Genomic DNA, 12,793 nt, shown 5'->3' with positions numbered 1-12,793 from the left:
ATTGCATAAACCCAACGACCTGGCAAGGGTTACTACTCGACGCCGAAGATATCCCCTGGCTGGCAGTCCAGTGCCGCGCATAATGCTGCCAGAGTGCTAAAGCGTACGGCCTTGGCCCGATTATTCTTCAGAACGGAGAGATTAACTGGAGTGATGCCGCGCTGGATGGCCCACCAATCGATGCCGAGCTGACGAGGGTACCAATGGTTTTCCGTTAAGGAAACGGTAAGTTGCCCAAGGGGTTCTCCTGATTGTTACTGTCAATAACTATGAGCGAAGAAATGAATCCCGTCTCGCCGCGGCTGGTGACCTCGCGCTATATCCACCATTTGAGCTGGATGTTTCTGCTCGCCGCGGCCGCCGCTGCAGCGGGGTTTTGGTGGACCCCGTGGTTCTACTGGGCGGCCGGCATCTTCGTCGGTCTTTTCTTCTGGCTGCTCTGGCTCATTCCCGCTCAAGTGCGCAATATGGGTTGGCTCGAAACCGACGACGAGCTGCTTATCACCCGCGGCAAGCTCTGGTACACCTTCACCGTCGTGCCCTACGGCCGCATCCAATTCGTCGACGTCACCTCCGGGCCCATCGATCGCGCCCTCGGGCTGAAAAAGCTGCAGCTCCACACGGCTTCGGCCAGCACGGATGCCACCATCAAAGGCCTAGAAGCCCCGCTTGCCGACGCCCTCCGCACCCGCCTTGCCCACCAAGCCCGCGAACGGATGAGCGGCCTATGAGCCCCCAGCCGAGCTTCCGTCGCGTCCACCGCCTTACCCCACTGTTGCGTCTGTGGTCGGTCATCCTGGCCCTCATCGCGGGCTTCGCCCTCAACGCCAACATGGAGGCCCTGCGCGATATCTTTGCCTTTATTACCGGCGAACACCGCGGCGAGGCCTTGCGTGATACCGCCCTTGCCCTCGCCGGTTTCATCACGGTCTGCGCGGTGGTGTGGCTCGCCTCCGGCCTATGGTGGCGCCGCATGGGTTATCAGCTCGGCGCGGAAGAGCTTTCCCTGCGCCGCGGCCTCTTATCTGTCCAACTGCGCACCGCGCGCTATGACCGCACCCAGGCCGTTGACGTCGTGGAACCCGTCATCGCCCGTCTCTTTCGTCTCGCGGCCGTGCGGGTGGAAACTGCTGGCGGCCAATCTTCTGTCATCGAAATCGCCTACCTCAAAAAGTCCGACGCCGAGGCCCTACGCGATGACATCCTCGCCCGCGTTCACGGCGCTCCCACCTCCCAAACCGAGGCGCCGGCCGAGGAACCAGCTCTCGTGCCCGAGATTCCCATCGCCCGCTCCCTGATTGCGGCCGCGTTGCGCACGTCCACGCTTTTCCTCGTCGGCTTCCTCATCCTGGTTGTGGTTACGCGGCTGCCGCTCTCGGCCGCGCTGCCCATCCTCGTCGGCGCCCTGCCCAACGCCTGGAACGTGCTCGATTCTTCCTGGCGTTATACCGCCCGCACCGACGGCGAGGTACTCAATATCACCTACGGCCTGGCCGATCGCCGCCGCCAAAGCATTCGCCTTGACCGCATCCACGCCGTGCAGATAACTCAGCCCTTCCTCTGGCGGCCACTAGGCTGGTACGAGGTACGGGTCTCGGTGGCGGGGTATGGGGCGTCGGCAAGCGGAAAGGCTTCTGGTTCCACCCGCATCCTGCCGGTGGGCACCCTCGCCCAAGCCCGGCAATTCCTGCCGGCCGACGCCGCGCCCACCTACGCCTCGCCAGCCCGCGCCAAGTGGGTCTCCCCGCTGGACTACCGCCAACAAACCGTGGCACTTACCGGCGGCTACGTCATAGTGCGCAACGGCCGGCTCAATCGCCGCGTCAAAGCCATCCACACCTCCCATATCCAGGAGCTGACCTACCGCCGCGGGCCGATTTCCCAGGCGCTCGGCCTAGCCACCGTCGGCCTCGACCTAGTCCAGGGCCCGGTACGTATGGACGCGCGCAACCTCACGCTTGCCGACGCCACCGCACTCCTTACCCAGCTACGCTCTCGCCAACTGCCGGAGCTTAAACCGCCCCGTTAAATCCCAATTGGCGCCACGCCTCAAATACGGCCGTCGAGGCCGAATTCGACAAGTTCATTGAGCGCCTGGCCGGCACCATCGGAATGCGCACGCGGTCCGTTACGCGCGGATGATTGATGTGCTCCTCTGGCAGGCCGGTCGGCTCCGTGCCAAAGAGTAGGACATCGCCTTCTTGGTATTCGATATCCGTAAACCACTTATCCGTATGCGTGGTAAAAGCGAAGACGCGCGCGCCCGGCAGCGCATCCATGCAGGCCTGGAAGTCCTTGTGAATCTGCACATCGGCCAAATCGTGATAATCCAGACCGGCGCGCTTTAAGTGCTTATCGTCGAAATTGAAACCCAGTGGCTCAATCAGGTGCAGGCTCGCACCCGTCACCGCGGCCGTGCGAATCGCGTTGCCCGTATTAGTAGGGATGACTGGGTTATCAAAGACAATGTGCAGCTGGCTCATGCCTTCAGTCTAGGATGGTGGCTATGAGCGCTACCAAACTAGATGGCACACTGTACCGCGACGAGATTTTTTCCGACCTTGCCCAGCGCGTGTCCGCGCTGAAGGAGAAGGGGATTACCCCTGGCCTGGCGACCGTCCTCGTAGGTGAGGATCCGGGCTCCCAATCCTATGTGAAGATGAAGCATCGCGACTGCGAAAAGCTTGGCATCAACTCCATCCGCAAGGACCTGCCGGCCGATATCACCCAGGAAGAACTAGAAGCCGTCATCGATGAGCTCAACGCCGATGATGCCTGCACCGGCTACATCGTCCAGTTGCCGCTGCCTAAGCACCTGGATGAAAACGCCATCCTCGAGCGCATTGACCCCGCCAAGGATGCCGATGGCCTGCACCCGGTTAACCTAGGCAAGCTCGTGCTCAACGAGGAGGCGCCCCTGCCGTGCACCCCGAACGGCTGCCTGCATCTGCTGCGCCGCTTCGGCGTCGAGCTCAACGGCGCCAAGACCGTGGTCATCGGCCGTGGTGTTACCGTAGGCCGCCCCATCGGCCTGATGCTTACCCGCCGCAGCGAGAATTCCACCGTCACCCTGTGTCACACCGGCACCAAGGACTTGGCCGCTGAGACCCGCGAGGCCGATATCGTCATTGCCGCCGCCGGCCAGCCCCACATGCTCACGGCAGACATGATTAAGGAAGGCGCCGCGCTTCTCGACGTCGGAGTTTCCCGCGTCGACGGTAAGCTCACCGGCGACATCCACCCAGACTGCTGGGACAAGGCCGGATACGTTTCCCCGAACCCCGGCGGCGTCGGCCCGCTGACCCGTGCCTTCCTGGTACGCAATATCGTCGAGCGCGCGGAAAAGTTGGCGTGAATCTAGACAATCCGCACGACGCCGAGCTCGCGCCCTCCCCACTGCCGCCTGCCGCGCAGTGGGCAGCAATTGGCATCTTCGTGGCCGGCGTGGTTATCTCCGCCGGCTATGCTGTCTTCGAATACTGGCGCCGGGCCACGTTCCTCCTCGGCCTGGCCTTGCTGTGGCTCACCGTGGTCCGACTGACGTGTGATTCCAGCCGCGTCGGCGTGCTGGCCGTACGCTCGCGCCGCTTTGACGCCTGCTTTACCGGCTTAGTCGGCGCCGTGATGGCCTTTCTGGCCTTTTCTGTGGACTCGCTCGGTAGCTAGTTATCCACAGGTTTTTCGTAGAGCCTTCACCTATTTCGGCCTGAAAGGGTGTGGTTCGGCCGGTTATCCACAGGTAACCGCCCGCCTCCGCGCGCTGGGTTGCGCGGCCGGTTTAGGCTCGGGGCCATGATTTCGAACTACCTGGCTGCCGTGAACTCCCCGATGGTGCTCATCGGGGAGTGCGTTGGGCTGTCGGTAGAAGAGCTCGTCGATAAGGGCTTTAGTGATCGCGAGGCCGCCGAGTTTGCCCGCCTGGCCGATACTTACTTCGGCCGCACCTCCTTTGGCGCTAAACAGCGCGCCGCCCGCCGCACTTCGCTGCCGCTCGACGCGCTGAAAATTATCGAGCACTTCGCGCAGAAGATGAAAACCCAGCGGGCGGCTTGGGCACTGCGCGAGGCACTTTGCGCCCTGCGCCTTTCCACCAGCGAGATTGAAAAGTGCGCCCGCCGCATGGTGCGCGAGGAGCGCACCACCAAGCGCTCCGAAGGCGTGCGCTTGACCCGCCGCCGCGATGACCTGTGGACCCTGACAATTACCGCCGAGTCCGAGTTGGTTGCAGAAATTAATAACCACGTCTCCACCGTCGCCGATGCTCGTCGCGTCTTTGCCGAGGGCGCCTCTACCTCCACAATCACCACCAATGTGGTGCTCAACCTGAATGAGATGGTGAAGGTCACCCACGGCGAGGACGTCACCTTGCAGCTGACCATTGGCGCGCAGATATCTGGTGCGGATCTTGTCCGCCGCGCGCTTGCCGACGTCGGCCTTATCACCCTCATCCACCCCGTCACCGGTCCCGTAAACCTCTATCAATCGCGACGCTTGGCTACTTGGAAGCAACGCCAAATGGCGATGGCAGAAAACCCGGTGTGCCCGTGGCCCGACTGCCACACGCCGGCGGATGAATGCCAAGTCCACCATCTCACCCCGTGGCTGCTCGGCGGCGATACGAATCCCGAAAACCTCACCATCGCGTGCAAGTATCACAATGCTGTGAACGACGATGACCCGAATGCGCCGCCGCGTCGCGGCCGGCTCGAGCGCCGTCCTGGAGAAGGCATCGTGTGGCGCCCGCCTTGGGCGAAGCCACCCGACGATCGCTGAGCCGCTTCGTCCCTTCGCCGCCCCAGCGCAGCGCATAGTGCGCGCTGCGCGGCTTTGGCGATCCTTGCTGCTGCGATCTTTTTAAATCGAATACTCGGTGGGATCGCCTGCCGCTGCATCAATGCGCGGGTCCGGCTGGGAAAGAGTGAGGAAGTTGCGCAGGATGCGATCCATTTGGCGTGACTCGGTGAGGAAGGCGTCGTGGCCTACCGGGGAGACCACCTTGGCCATAGCCAATAGATTTCCCAGATTGCGCGAGATATGTTCTTGCTGGTGATACGGGTACAAGATGTCCGTGTCTACTCCTACGACCATTGTAGGTACCTTGGATGATCCCAGCGCGCGGTTGAGCCCACCGCGGTCACGGCCGATATCGTGGCGGTTGAGCGCCTCGGTGAGAGTGACATAGGAGCCGGCATCGAAGCGGTCGGCCAGCTTGATTCCTTGGTAATCCAGGTAGGAGTTAACGGCAAAGCGATTATCGCGGCGACGGTAAGGCCCGAGCGGGTTCTCGCCGGTCTGTGCATGAACGCCGAAGCGCTCGTCAATTTCTTGTTCGCCGCGGTAGGTCAGGTGCGCAATGCGGCGCGCGGCCGCCAGCCCCTCGCGCGGGCGCTGGGCGGAAGCGTAATAATCGCCGCCGTGCCAGAACGAATCTTGCTCGATGGCCGCGATTTGCGCCGACTGGATGCCAATCTGCCAAGCAGAGGCGCGGGCCGAAACGGCAATGACGCAGGCCGCGTCGAGGAAATCGGGGTGCATCAGTGTCCACTCCAGCGTGCGCGCGCCACCCATTGAGCCGCCGATGACGGCATGCACGTGGGTGATGCCAAGTTCGTGCAATGCGGCACGCTCGGCCGCAACGAGGTCGCGCACGGAAAGCGCGGGAAAACGCGAACCCCAAGCACGGCCATCGTCTGGGTGCGGAGAAGCCGGGCCGGTAGAGCCTGCGCAGCCGCCCAGTGCATTGGTAGCGATAATGCACCACTTCGTCGTATCCAGCGCCTTGCCGGGGCCTACCAAGTCGGCCCACCACTCGGCCACATTCGAGTCACCGGTAAGTGCGTGTTCGACCAGGATGACGTTATTGGCCCCATGCGGATCGCCGAGAAGGTGGCCGAAGCGGTGGTAGGCAATGTGGGCGTCGGCAAGCGTGGCGCCGGCTTCGGTGTGGAAATCGCCGATGCTAACTAGCTTCATACCAGCGCGTTAAAGCCCAGCTCGAGGTCCGCGATGATGTCATCGATGTACTCGATGCCCACGGACAGGCGGATAGTGGATTGAGTAATGCCGGCCGCTGCCAGCGCAGGTTCATTGGATTGCGAGTGCGTGGTGGTTGCCGGATGCACGGCCAGGGAGCGGGTATCGCCGATATTGGCGAGGTTGGAGTGGAGCTTGAGGGCGTCGATAAACGCCCAGGCTTCTTCGCGGCCGCCGTCGATGTCGAAGGAGAGCACGGAGCCGGTATAGGCATAGCCGAGCTTTTCCTTGGTGGCCTTATACGGCGAGGAGTCGAGGCCGGCGTAGTTGACCTTGGTGACCTTGGCGTGGCCTTCCAGGTACTCGGCGACGGCTTGGGCGTTGGCATTGTGCTTTTCGACGCGCAGTCCCACCGTCTCAATTCCATTCAGCGTCAGCCAGGCGTTGAAGGGGGAGATGGCGGCGCCGGTATCGCGCAGCAGGCCAGCGCGGGCCTTGAGCGCGAAGGCCGAAGCGCCGAGGTCGGCGTATTTGAGTCCGTGGTAGGCCTCATCCGGGGTGACGAAATAGGGGAATATGGGCTCGCCGTTGCGGGTGACGGTCCAGTCGAAGGAGCCGCCGTCGATAATCGCGCCGCCGACGGCCGAGCCATTGCCGGTATAGAACTTGGTAGTGGAGACCACGACGATATCTGCGCCGAGGTCCAGCGGCCGGGCGAGGGCGGCGGTGGCGATGGTGTTATCCACGATGAGCGGGACCTGGTTATTGTGGGCGATCTCGGCGATGGCCGGGATATCAAGGACATCGGCCACGGGGTTGCCGAAGGTCTCGCCATAGAATGCCTTGGTATTTGGCTGCACGGCGTCTTGCCAGGAGGCCGGGTCGTCCGGGTCCTCGACGAGGGTGACGTCGATGCCTAGGCGCTTGAGCGTGACGGTAAAGAGGGTGGAGGTGCCGCCGTAGAGACGCGGGGAAGTCACGATGTGGTCGCCGGCCGAGGCGAGGTTCAAAATGGCCGCGGTTTCGGCGGCCTGGCCGGAAGCGAAGGCAACGGCCGCGACGCCGCCCTCGAGGGAAGCGAGGCGTTCTTCCAGCGCGTCCTGGGTGGGGTTGGTCAGGCGGGTGTAGATGGGGCCTGCGTCGGAAAGATTAAAGCGGTTGGCCGCGTGCTCGGCGTCGTTAAAAACGTAAGAGGTGGTCTGGTAAATCGGCACATTGCGGGCGTTGTGGTGCCCGTCGAGGTTTTGGCCTGCGTGTACAGAGCGGGTAGCGAAGGACCAGTTGGAATTGGAGTTATCGTATTTCGTCGTCATGCTTGGCAAGACTAGACCAAGCGGTATATATAGCGAACGATTTTGTAGAAACGCGCTGGCAGCCGTGAGAATAAAAATAGACCAAGCGGTCGGTGTGGCGCTTGGTCTGGTGGGGTGTCTTTCTTAGTGGCGGCGGTCGTGCTCCTCGAGCTGATTAGCAATGCGGCTAGTATTCGCGCGGGTGTCATTGCTATTGCGCACGAGCGTGACCACGAGGGCGATAATTCCAGCGAGGATAAGGACGAAAACGAGGATGAGAAGGAGCTCAATCGGACCTAAAGACATCTAGTACCTTTCGTTTATGATCGTTGGAATTAAGGTATCACTGCCGTAAAGCGGCCGCGACTGCAGAAAGGCTTTCGCGTAGCTCGGCATCGCTGAGGTGGCCGAAGCCGAGTACGACGCCGTCTTCAGCATCGGCGCCGCCCCAATAATCGCGCAGCGGGGTGAGTTTGATGCCGCGGGCGGCAGCGCGGGGGACAACGGCCGGATCGCACAGTAGGACTGCGTGGAGACCACCGTGGATGGGAAGGAGCTGGGTGCCATCGATGGAGCCAAGCGCTTCGGCCACTAGGTTGCGGCGGTGTTTATAGGTGCGGCGCATGCGGCCGGTGTGGCGTCGTAAAGCGCCGCTGGCAAGGTAGTGGGCGAGCGCGGCCTGGGGGATGGAGCCGACGGGTTGGCCGAAGATATCGCGCACGCGGTCCACGGCCGGGCGCAAGCGTGGCGGGAGGACGAGGTAACCGCAGGCAATCGAGGGGGAAATGACGGAAGAAAAGGTCCCGAGTAGCACGGTGTGTTCTGGGGCGAGTGCGGCCAGGGCAGGCAGCGGCTGGCCGACGTAGCGCAGCTCGGAGTCGAAGTCGTCCTCGATGAGGAGGGCGTCATGTGCGCGGGCCCATTCGACGAGCTCTGCGCGCCGGGCTGCAGGCAGGGAGCCGCCGTAGGGATATTGATGGCTGGGGGTGACGATGAGGGCGTCGAGGTCGGCGGTGGGAACAGTGACGCCGTCGCGGCCGGTGGGGAGTTCCAGCAGCGTGTGGCCGAGGGCCTGGGGGACTCGGCGCAGGCTGGGGTAGCCGGGTGATTCCACGCCCACGCGCAGCTGTCGGCCGAGGGCGCGCAGGAGTACCGAAAGGCCATCGCGGGCACCGGCCGTGATGAGGATGCGGGTTGGGTCGACGTTAAGCCCGCGCATGTGGCGCAGGTGCGCGGCGACCTCGCGGGGAAGGTCGCCGGAGGGGTCGACGGCCGCAGCGCGCCACGCGGCCCTCCATTCAGGGGTGAGGATGCCGGCGGTGTCGGGCAGGCCGGGGGTCAGTGACACCAGCTCGGGTTCGGCGGCCGGTGTGGGGGCCGGCTCCGGCCGTGGGGCACGCGCGTGGGGGAGCAGCGGGTTGATGACGGTGCCGGAGCCAACCTCGGCCGTGAGGTAGCCCTCGGCTGTGAGTTGGTCGTAGGCGGTGACCACGCTGCCTCGGGAAACGCTGAGCTGCGAAGCCAAGTTGCGGGTCGAGGGAACGCGCTCGCCGGGCCGGAGGACGCCGGCGGCAACCTGGGTGCGCAGGGCCGCGGCGATTTGCACGGGCAGCGGCCGCGTATCAGAGGGATCGAGGCGGAGAGGCACTCCTTCATCATAAGTGGTCTAATCCAACACGCTGAAAATGGCTCTTGTCTTGTACCAATTGTGTGGGCCACTATGTGACCTATGACTGAACAGGTAAATGAACAAGGACGCGCCACTACGCGCGTGAAGCGAGGACTAGCCGATATGTTGAAAGGCGGCGTCATTATGGACGTCGTCACGCCGGAGCAGGCGCGCATTGCGGAGGACGCGGGTGCGTCGGCAGTTATGGCGTTGGAGCGTGTGCCGGCCGATATTCGTGCGCAGGGCGGGGTGGCCCGCATGTCGGATCCAGAGCTAATTGAGGGCATCGTCGAAGCGGTGGACATCCCGGTCATGGCCAAGGCCCGCATTGGCCACTTTGTGGAGGCTCAGATCCTCGGCGAGCTGGGCGTGGACTTCATCGATGAGTCCGAGGTGCTCAGCCCGGCCGATTATGTCAACCACATCAATAAGTGGGACTTCGACGTGCCATTCGTGTGTGGCGCGACCAACCTGGGTGAGGCGCTGCGCCGCATCACCGAGGGTGCGGCCATGATTCGTTCCAAGGGCGAGGCCGGCACGGGCGATGTCTCGGAGGCCGTGAAGCACCTGCGCACGATTAAGGCCGAGATTGCCCGCCTGCGCCACCTGGATCGCGATGAGCTCTACGTCGCGGCCAAGGAGCTGCAGGCACCGTACGACCTGGTCGCAGAGGTTGCGGAGACCGGCAAGCTCCCGGTTGTGCTTTTTGTCGCCGGTGGCGTGGCCACGCCTGCCGACGCCGCCCTTGTCCGCCAGATGGGCGCCGAAGGCGTCTTCGTCGGCTCCGGCATCTTCAAGTCCGGCGAGCCCGCCAAGCGTGCGGAGGCCATCGTCAAGGCGGCGACCCTCTACGACCAGCCGGCCGAACTAGCCAAGCTTTCCCGCGGCCTGGGCGAGGCCATGGTGGGCATCAATGTCAACGACGTGCCCGCGCCGCACCGCCTGGCTGAGCGCGGATGGTAGCCACCGTTGGGGTGCTGGCGCTGCAGGGCGGCGTCGAGGAGCACCTGCGCATTCTTGATGAGCTCGGTGTTGCTACTCGCCGGGTGCGGGTGCCGCGGGACCTGGACGGGCTCGACGGGCTGGTGATTCCGGGCGGCGAGTCGAGTGTCATCGACAAGCTGGCGCGCAGCTTCGATCTGGCCGAGCCGCTGCGCGACGCCGCAGCTGCAGGCCTGCCCGTGCTCGCGACCTGCGCTGGGCTCATCTACTGTGCCCGCGAGCTCGATAACCCCGCGCCGGGCCAGCAGACCTTGGGCCTGCTGGATGTGACGGTGCGGCGCAATGCCTTTGGCAACCAGCGTTTTTCCGCCGAGCGGACAGTGGACGTGGTCGTTGCTAAAGACCAGTCGCTGCCGATTGAGGCGAGCTTTATCCGCGCACCGCTGGTCACCCGCGTAGGCGAGGGCGTCGAGGTCATCGCGACGGCGCCGGGCGAGGACGGCGACGCGGTGGTCGGTGTGCGCCAAGGCCGCGTGACGGCGCTGAGCTTTCACCCAGAAGAAAATGGCGACGCTCGCGTGCACGCCGCCTGGCTCGATAGCTTCTAAATCTGCGCGCATACCAAAGCCGCCCCGCAGCGAATTGATGAACGCTGCGGGGCGGCTTTTGCCTGGGAAGAATTACTTCTTCAGGCCGTCAATGATCTCGTTGAACCTAGCAACTGGGCGCATGACGGCAGAGGTCTTCTCGTCATTTGGCCAGTAGTAGCCGCCGAGGTCGGCGGGGTTGCCCTGGGCGTCGACAAGCGCCTGGGCGATCTCGTCTGCCTGGGAGGACAGCTGGGAAGCCACGTCCTTGAAGGCTGCGGCGAGATCGGCATCATCGGTCTGGTTAGCCAGCTCTTCGGCCCAGAAGGTGGCCAGGAAGAAGTGGGAACCGCGGTTGTCGATTTCGCCTACCTTGCGGGACGGGGACTTGCCCTCATTGAGTAGGCGCTCGGTGGCCTTGTCCAAGGTAGCGGCTAGGACGCCGGCTTTCTCGTTGCCGTTGGTCTGCTTTTCGTGGCGGAAGGACTCGGCCAGGGCCAGGAACTCGCCGAGGGAATCCCAGCGCAGGTGGTTTTCTTCTTCTACCTGCTGGACGTGCTTCGGGGCGGAGCCGCCGGCACCGGTCTCGAAGAGGCCGCCACCTGCCATGAGTGGAACCACAGATAGCATCTTGGCGGAGGTGCCCAGCTCGAGGATGGGGAAGAGGTCCGTGTTGTAGTCACGCAGCACGTTGCCGGTAACGGAGATGGTGTCCTCGCCGCGGCGGATGCGCTCGATGGAGGTCTTGGTAGCGGTTACCGGGTCCTCGATGGAGATGTCTAGGCCCTCGGTGTCGTGGTCCTTAAGGTACTTCTCCACTAGGGACTTGATGTTGCGGTCGTGGCCGCGCTCTGGGTCGAGCCAGAAGATGGTCTTCATGCCGGACAGGCGAGCGCGGTTGACGGCGAGCTTGACCCAGTCCTGGATCGGGGCATCCTTGGTCTGGCAGGCGCGCCAGATATCGCCTTCCTCCACGTCGTGGGAGATGAGGACCTCGCCCTGGGAGTTGCGAACCTCAACAGTGCCCGCGGCCGGGATCTTGAAGGTCTTATTGTGGGAGCCGTACTCCTCGGCCTTCTGCGCCATCAGGCCAACGTTCGGCACGGTACCCATGGTGGTCGGGTCGAAGGCACCATTTTCCTTGCAGTCCTCGATAACAGCCTGGTACACGCCAGCGTAGGAGGAATCCGGAATGACGGCGAGGGCGTCCTGCTCCTCGTCGTTCTTATTCCACATGTGGCCGGAGGTACGGATCATGGCGGGCATGGAGGCGTCAATAATGACGTCGGAAGGCACGTGCAGGTTGGTGATGCCCTTGTGGGAGTTGACCATGGCAAGGTCGGGGCCGTCGGAAAGCGCGGCATCGAAAGCGGCCTTGATTTCTTCGCCATTGTCCAGGTTCTTCAGGCCCTCGTAGATAGCGCCCAAGCCGTTCTCGCCGTTGAGGCCGGCAGCCAGCAGCTCCTCGCCATACTTGTCATATACATCAGCAAAGAAAGCGCGGACGACGTGGCCGAAGAGGATGGGGTCAGAGACCTTCATCATGGTGGCCTTCAGATGGGTGGAAAAGAGCACGCCCTCTTCCTTGGCGCGCTTGACCTGTGCGATGAGGAACTCATCCAGAGCCTTGGCGGACATGAAGGTGCCGTCGATGACCTCGCCCTTGAGAACCGGCAACTCCGGCAGCAGGGTCTGCTCGCCGTCGGCGGTCTTAAGGACGATGGACAAGGTGTCCTCGTTTTCCAGGATGACGGACTTTTCATTGTGGCGGAAGTCGTTGTCCGCCATGGTGGCAACGTTGGTCTTGGAGTCCTTGGACCACTCACCCATGCGGTGCGGGTGCTTCTTGACAAAGTTCTTCACGGCCTCCGGTGCGCGGCGGTCGGAGTTGCCCTCACGCAGCACCGGGTTAACAGCGGAGCCCTTGACGGAATCGTAGCGGGTAGCGATGTCCTTTTCTTCCTCGGTGGAAGGGTTATCCGGGTAATCAGGCAGGTCGTAGCCGGCAGCCTGCAGCTCCGCGATGGCCTTCTTCAGCTGCACCAGGGAAGCGGAAATATTCGGCAGCTTGATGATATTTGCTTCCGGAGTCTTGGCCATCTTGCCCAGCTCTGCCAAGGCGTCTTCGACCTTCTGCTCTTCGGTCAGGCGCTCTGGGAACTGCGCGGCGATGCGGGCGGCCAGCGAAATATCTCGGGTTTCTACGTCAATGCCCGCAGTAGAAGCGAAGGCCTCCACGATGGGCTTGAGGGAGTAGGTCGCCAGCAGCGGCGCCTCATCGGTACGGGTCCACGTAATCTTTGCCATGATTCTCCTAATTAACGTTGGAA

The 12,793-nt window shown here is 63.1% G+C and carries 14 protein-coding genes; 7 read left to right on the top strand and 7 right to left on the bottom strand.

The features are described from left to right. Positions 1 to 32: 32 nt before the first annotated feature. Positions 33 to 182: a helix-turn-helix domain-containing protein gene (locus I6I12_RS10400; RefSeq protein WP_080972300.1), complete on the bottom strand. Its 150-nt coding sequence runs from the start codon at positions 180 to 182 to the stop codon at positions 33 to 35. Between the two features lie 87 nt (positions 183 to 269). Here I6I12_RS10400 and I6I12_RS10395 point away from each other — a divergent pair, with 87 nt between their 5' ends. Further along, positions 270 to 731 carry a PH domain-containing protein gene (locus tag I6I12_RS10395; protein ID WP_084278972.1) on the top strand — a complete coding sequence of 154 codons (462 nt, stop codon included), beginning with the start codon at positions 270 to 272 and terminating at the stop codon, positions 729 to 731. Continuing rightward, complete coding sequence (locus I6I12_RS10390) at positions 728 to 2,029, top strand: PH domain-containing protein (protein ID WP_200288232.1); 1,302 nt, start codon at positions 728 to 730, stop codon at positions 2,027 to 2,029. Before I6I12_RS10395 ends, I6I12_RS10390 begins: the two co-directional genes overlap by 4 nt. On the opposite strand, the gene I6I12_RS10385 is transcribed toward I6I12_RS10390, so the two are convergent. Continuing rightward, positions 2,013 to 2,483, bottom strand: a complete 471-nt coding sequence (locus I6I12_RS10385) for a tRNA (cytidine(34)-2'-O)-methyltransferase (RefSeq protein WP_005322648.1) — start codon at positions 2,481 to 2,483, stop codon at positions 2,013 to 2,015. The genes I6I12_RS10390 and I6I12_RS10385 overlap by 17 nt on opposite strands. A gap of 23 nt (positions 2,484 to 2,506) precedes the next feature. Here I6I12_RS10385 and I6I12_RS10380 point away from each other — a divergent pair, with 23 nt between their 5' ends. From I6I12_RS10380 to I6I12_RS10370, 3 genes are all read left to right on the top strand, one after another. Further along, entirely contained in the window at positions 2,507 to 3,355 is an 849-nt protein-coding gene (locus tag I6I12_RS10380) for a bifunctional methylenetetrahydrofolate dehydrogenase/methenyltetrahydrofolate cyclohydrolase (RefSeq protein WP_200288231.1), read from the top strand. Beyond that, positions 3,352 to 3,666, top strand: a complete 315-nt coding sequence (locus I6I12_RS10375; RefSeq protein ID WP_200288230.1) for a DUF3017 domain-containing protein — start codon at positions 3,352 to 3,354, stop codon at positions 3,664 to 3,666. Before I6I12_RS10380 ends, I6I12_RS10375 begins: the two co-directional genes overlap by 4 nt. 126 nt (positions 3,667 to 3,792) lie before the next feature. Then, positions 3,793 to 4,773, top strand: coding sequence for an HNH endonuclease signature motif containing protein (locus tag I6I12_RS10370; RefSeq protein ID WP_200288228.1), 981 nt, complete (start codon positions 3,793 to 3,795; stop codon positions 4,771 to 4,773). An 81-nt stretch (positions 4,774 to 4,854) separates the two neighbouring features. On the opposite strand, the gene metX is transcribed toward I6I12_RS10370, so the two are convergent. From metX to pdxR, 4 genes are all read right to left on the bottom strand, one after another. Next, entirely contained in the window at positions 4,855 to 5,973 is a 1,119-nt protein-coding gene (metX, locus tag I6I12_RS10365) for a homoserine O-acetyltransferase MetX (RefSeq protein ID WP_200288226.1), read from the bottom strand. Continuing rightward, positions 5,970 to 7,286, bottom strand: coding sequence for an O-acetylhomoserine/O-acetylserine sulfhydrylase (locus I6I12_RS10360; protein WP_200288224.1), 1,317 nt, complete (start codon positions 7,284 to 7,286; stop codon positions 5,970 to 5,972). Before I6I12_RS10360 ends, metX begins: the two co-directional genes overlap by 4 nt. 123 nt (positions 7,287 to 7,409) lie before the next feature. Then, entirely contained in the window at positions 7,410 to 7,571 is a 162-nt protein-coding gene (locus I6I12_RS10355; protein WP_200288222.1) for a hypothetical protein, read from the bottom strand. A 37-nt stretch (positions 7,572 to 7,608) separates the two neighbouring features. Further along, a complete protein-coding gene (gene pdxR, locus I6I12_RS10350) occupies positions 7,609 to 8,913 on the bottom strand; it encodes a MocR-like pyridoxine biosynthesis transcription factor PdxR (RefSeq protein ID WP_200288220.1) in 1,305 nt (434 codons plus the stop codon). Between the two features lie 81 nt (positions 8,914 to 8,994). Here pdxR and pdxS point away from each other — a divergent pair, with 81 nt between their 5' ends. Both pdxS and pdxT read left to right on the top strand, forming a co-directional pair. Beyond that, entirely contained in the window at positions 8,995 to 9,897 is a 903-nt protein-coding gene (gene pdxS / locus I6I12_RS10345) for a pyridoxal 5'-phosphate synthase lyase subunit PdxS (protein ID WP_023020656.1), read from the top strand. Further along, a complete protein-coding gene (gene pdxT / locus I6I12_RS10340) occupies positions 9,891 to 10,484 on the top strand; it encodes a pyridoxal 5'-phosphate synthase glutaminase subunit PdxT (RefSeq protein ID WP_023020657.1) in 594 nt (197 codons plus the stop codon). The genes pdxS and pdxT overlap by 7 nt, the downstream gene beginning before the upstream one ends. 72 nt (positions 10,485 to 10,556) lie before the next feature. Here pdxT and I6I12_RS10335 read toward each other — a convergent pair whose 3' ends face one another. Then, positions 10,557 to 12,770: an NADP-dependent isocitrate dehydrogenase gene (locus tag I6I12_RS10335; protein ID WP_200288218.1), complete on the bottom strand. Its 2,214-nt coding sequence runs from the start codon at positions 12,768 to 12,770 to the stop codon at positions 10,557 to 10,559. Positions 12,771 to 12,793: the final 23 nt, after the last annotated feature.

Origin of the sequence: Corynebacterium kefirresidentii (genome assembly GCF_016599755.1) — a bacterium.
Classification (GTDB): Bacteria; Actinomycetota; Actinomycetes; order Mycobacteriales; family Mycobacteriaceae; genus Corynebacterium; species Corynebacterium kefirresidentii.
The sequence above is the reverse complement of the archived record's forward strand: the minus strand, read 5'-3'. Positions and strand labels throughout refer to the sequence as shown.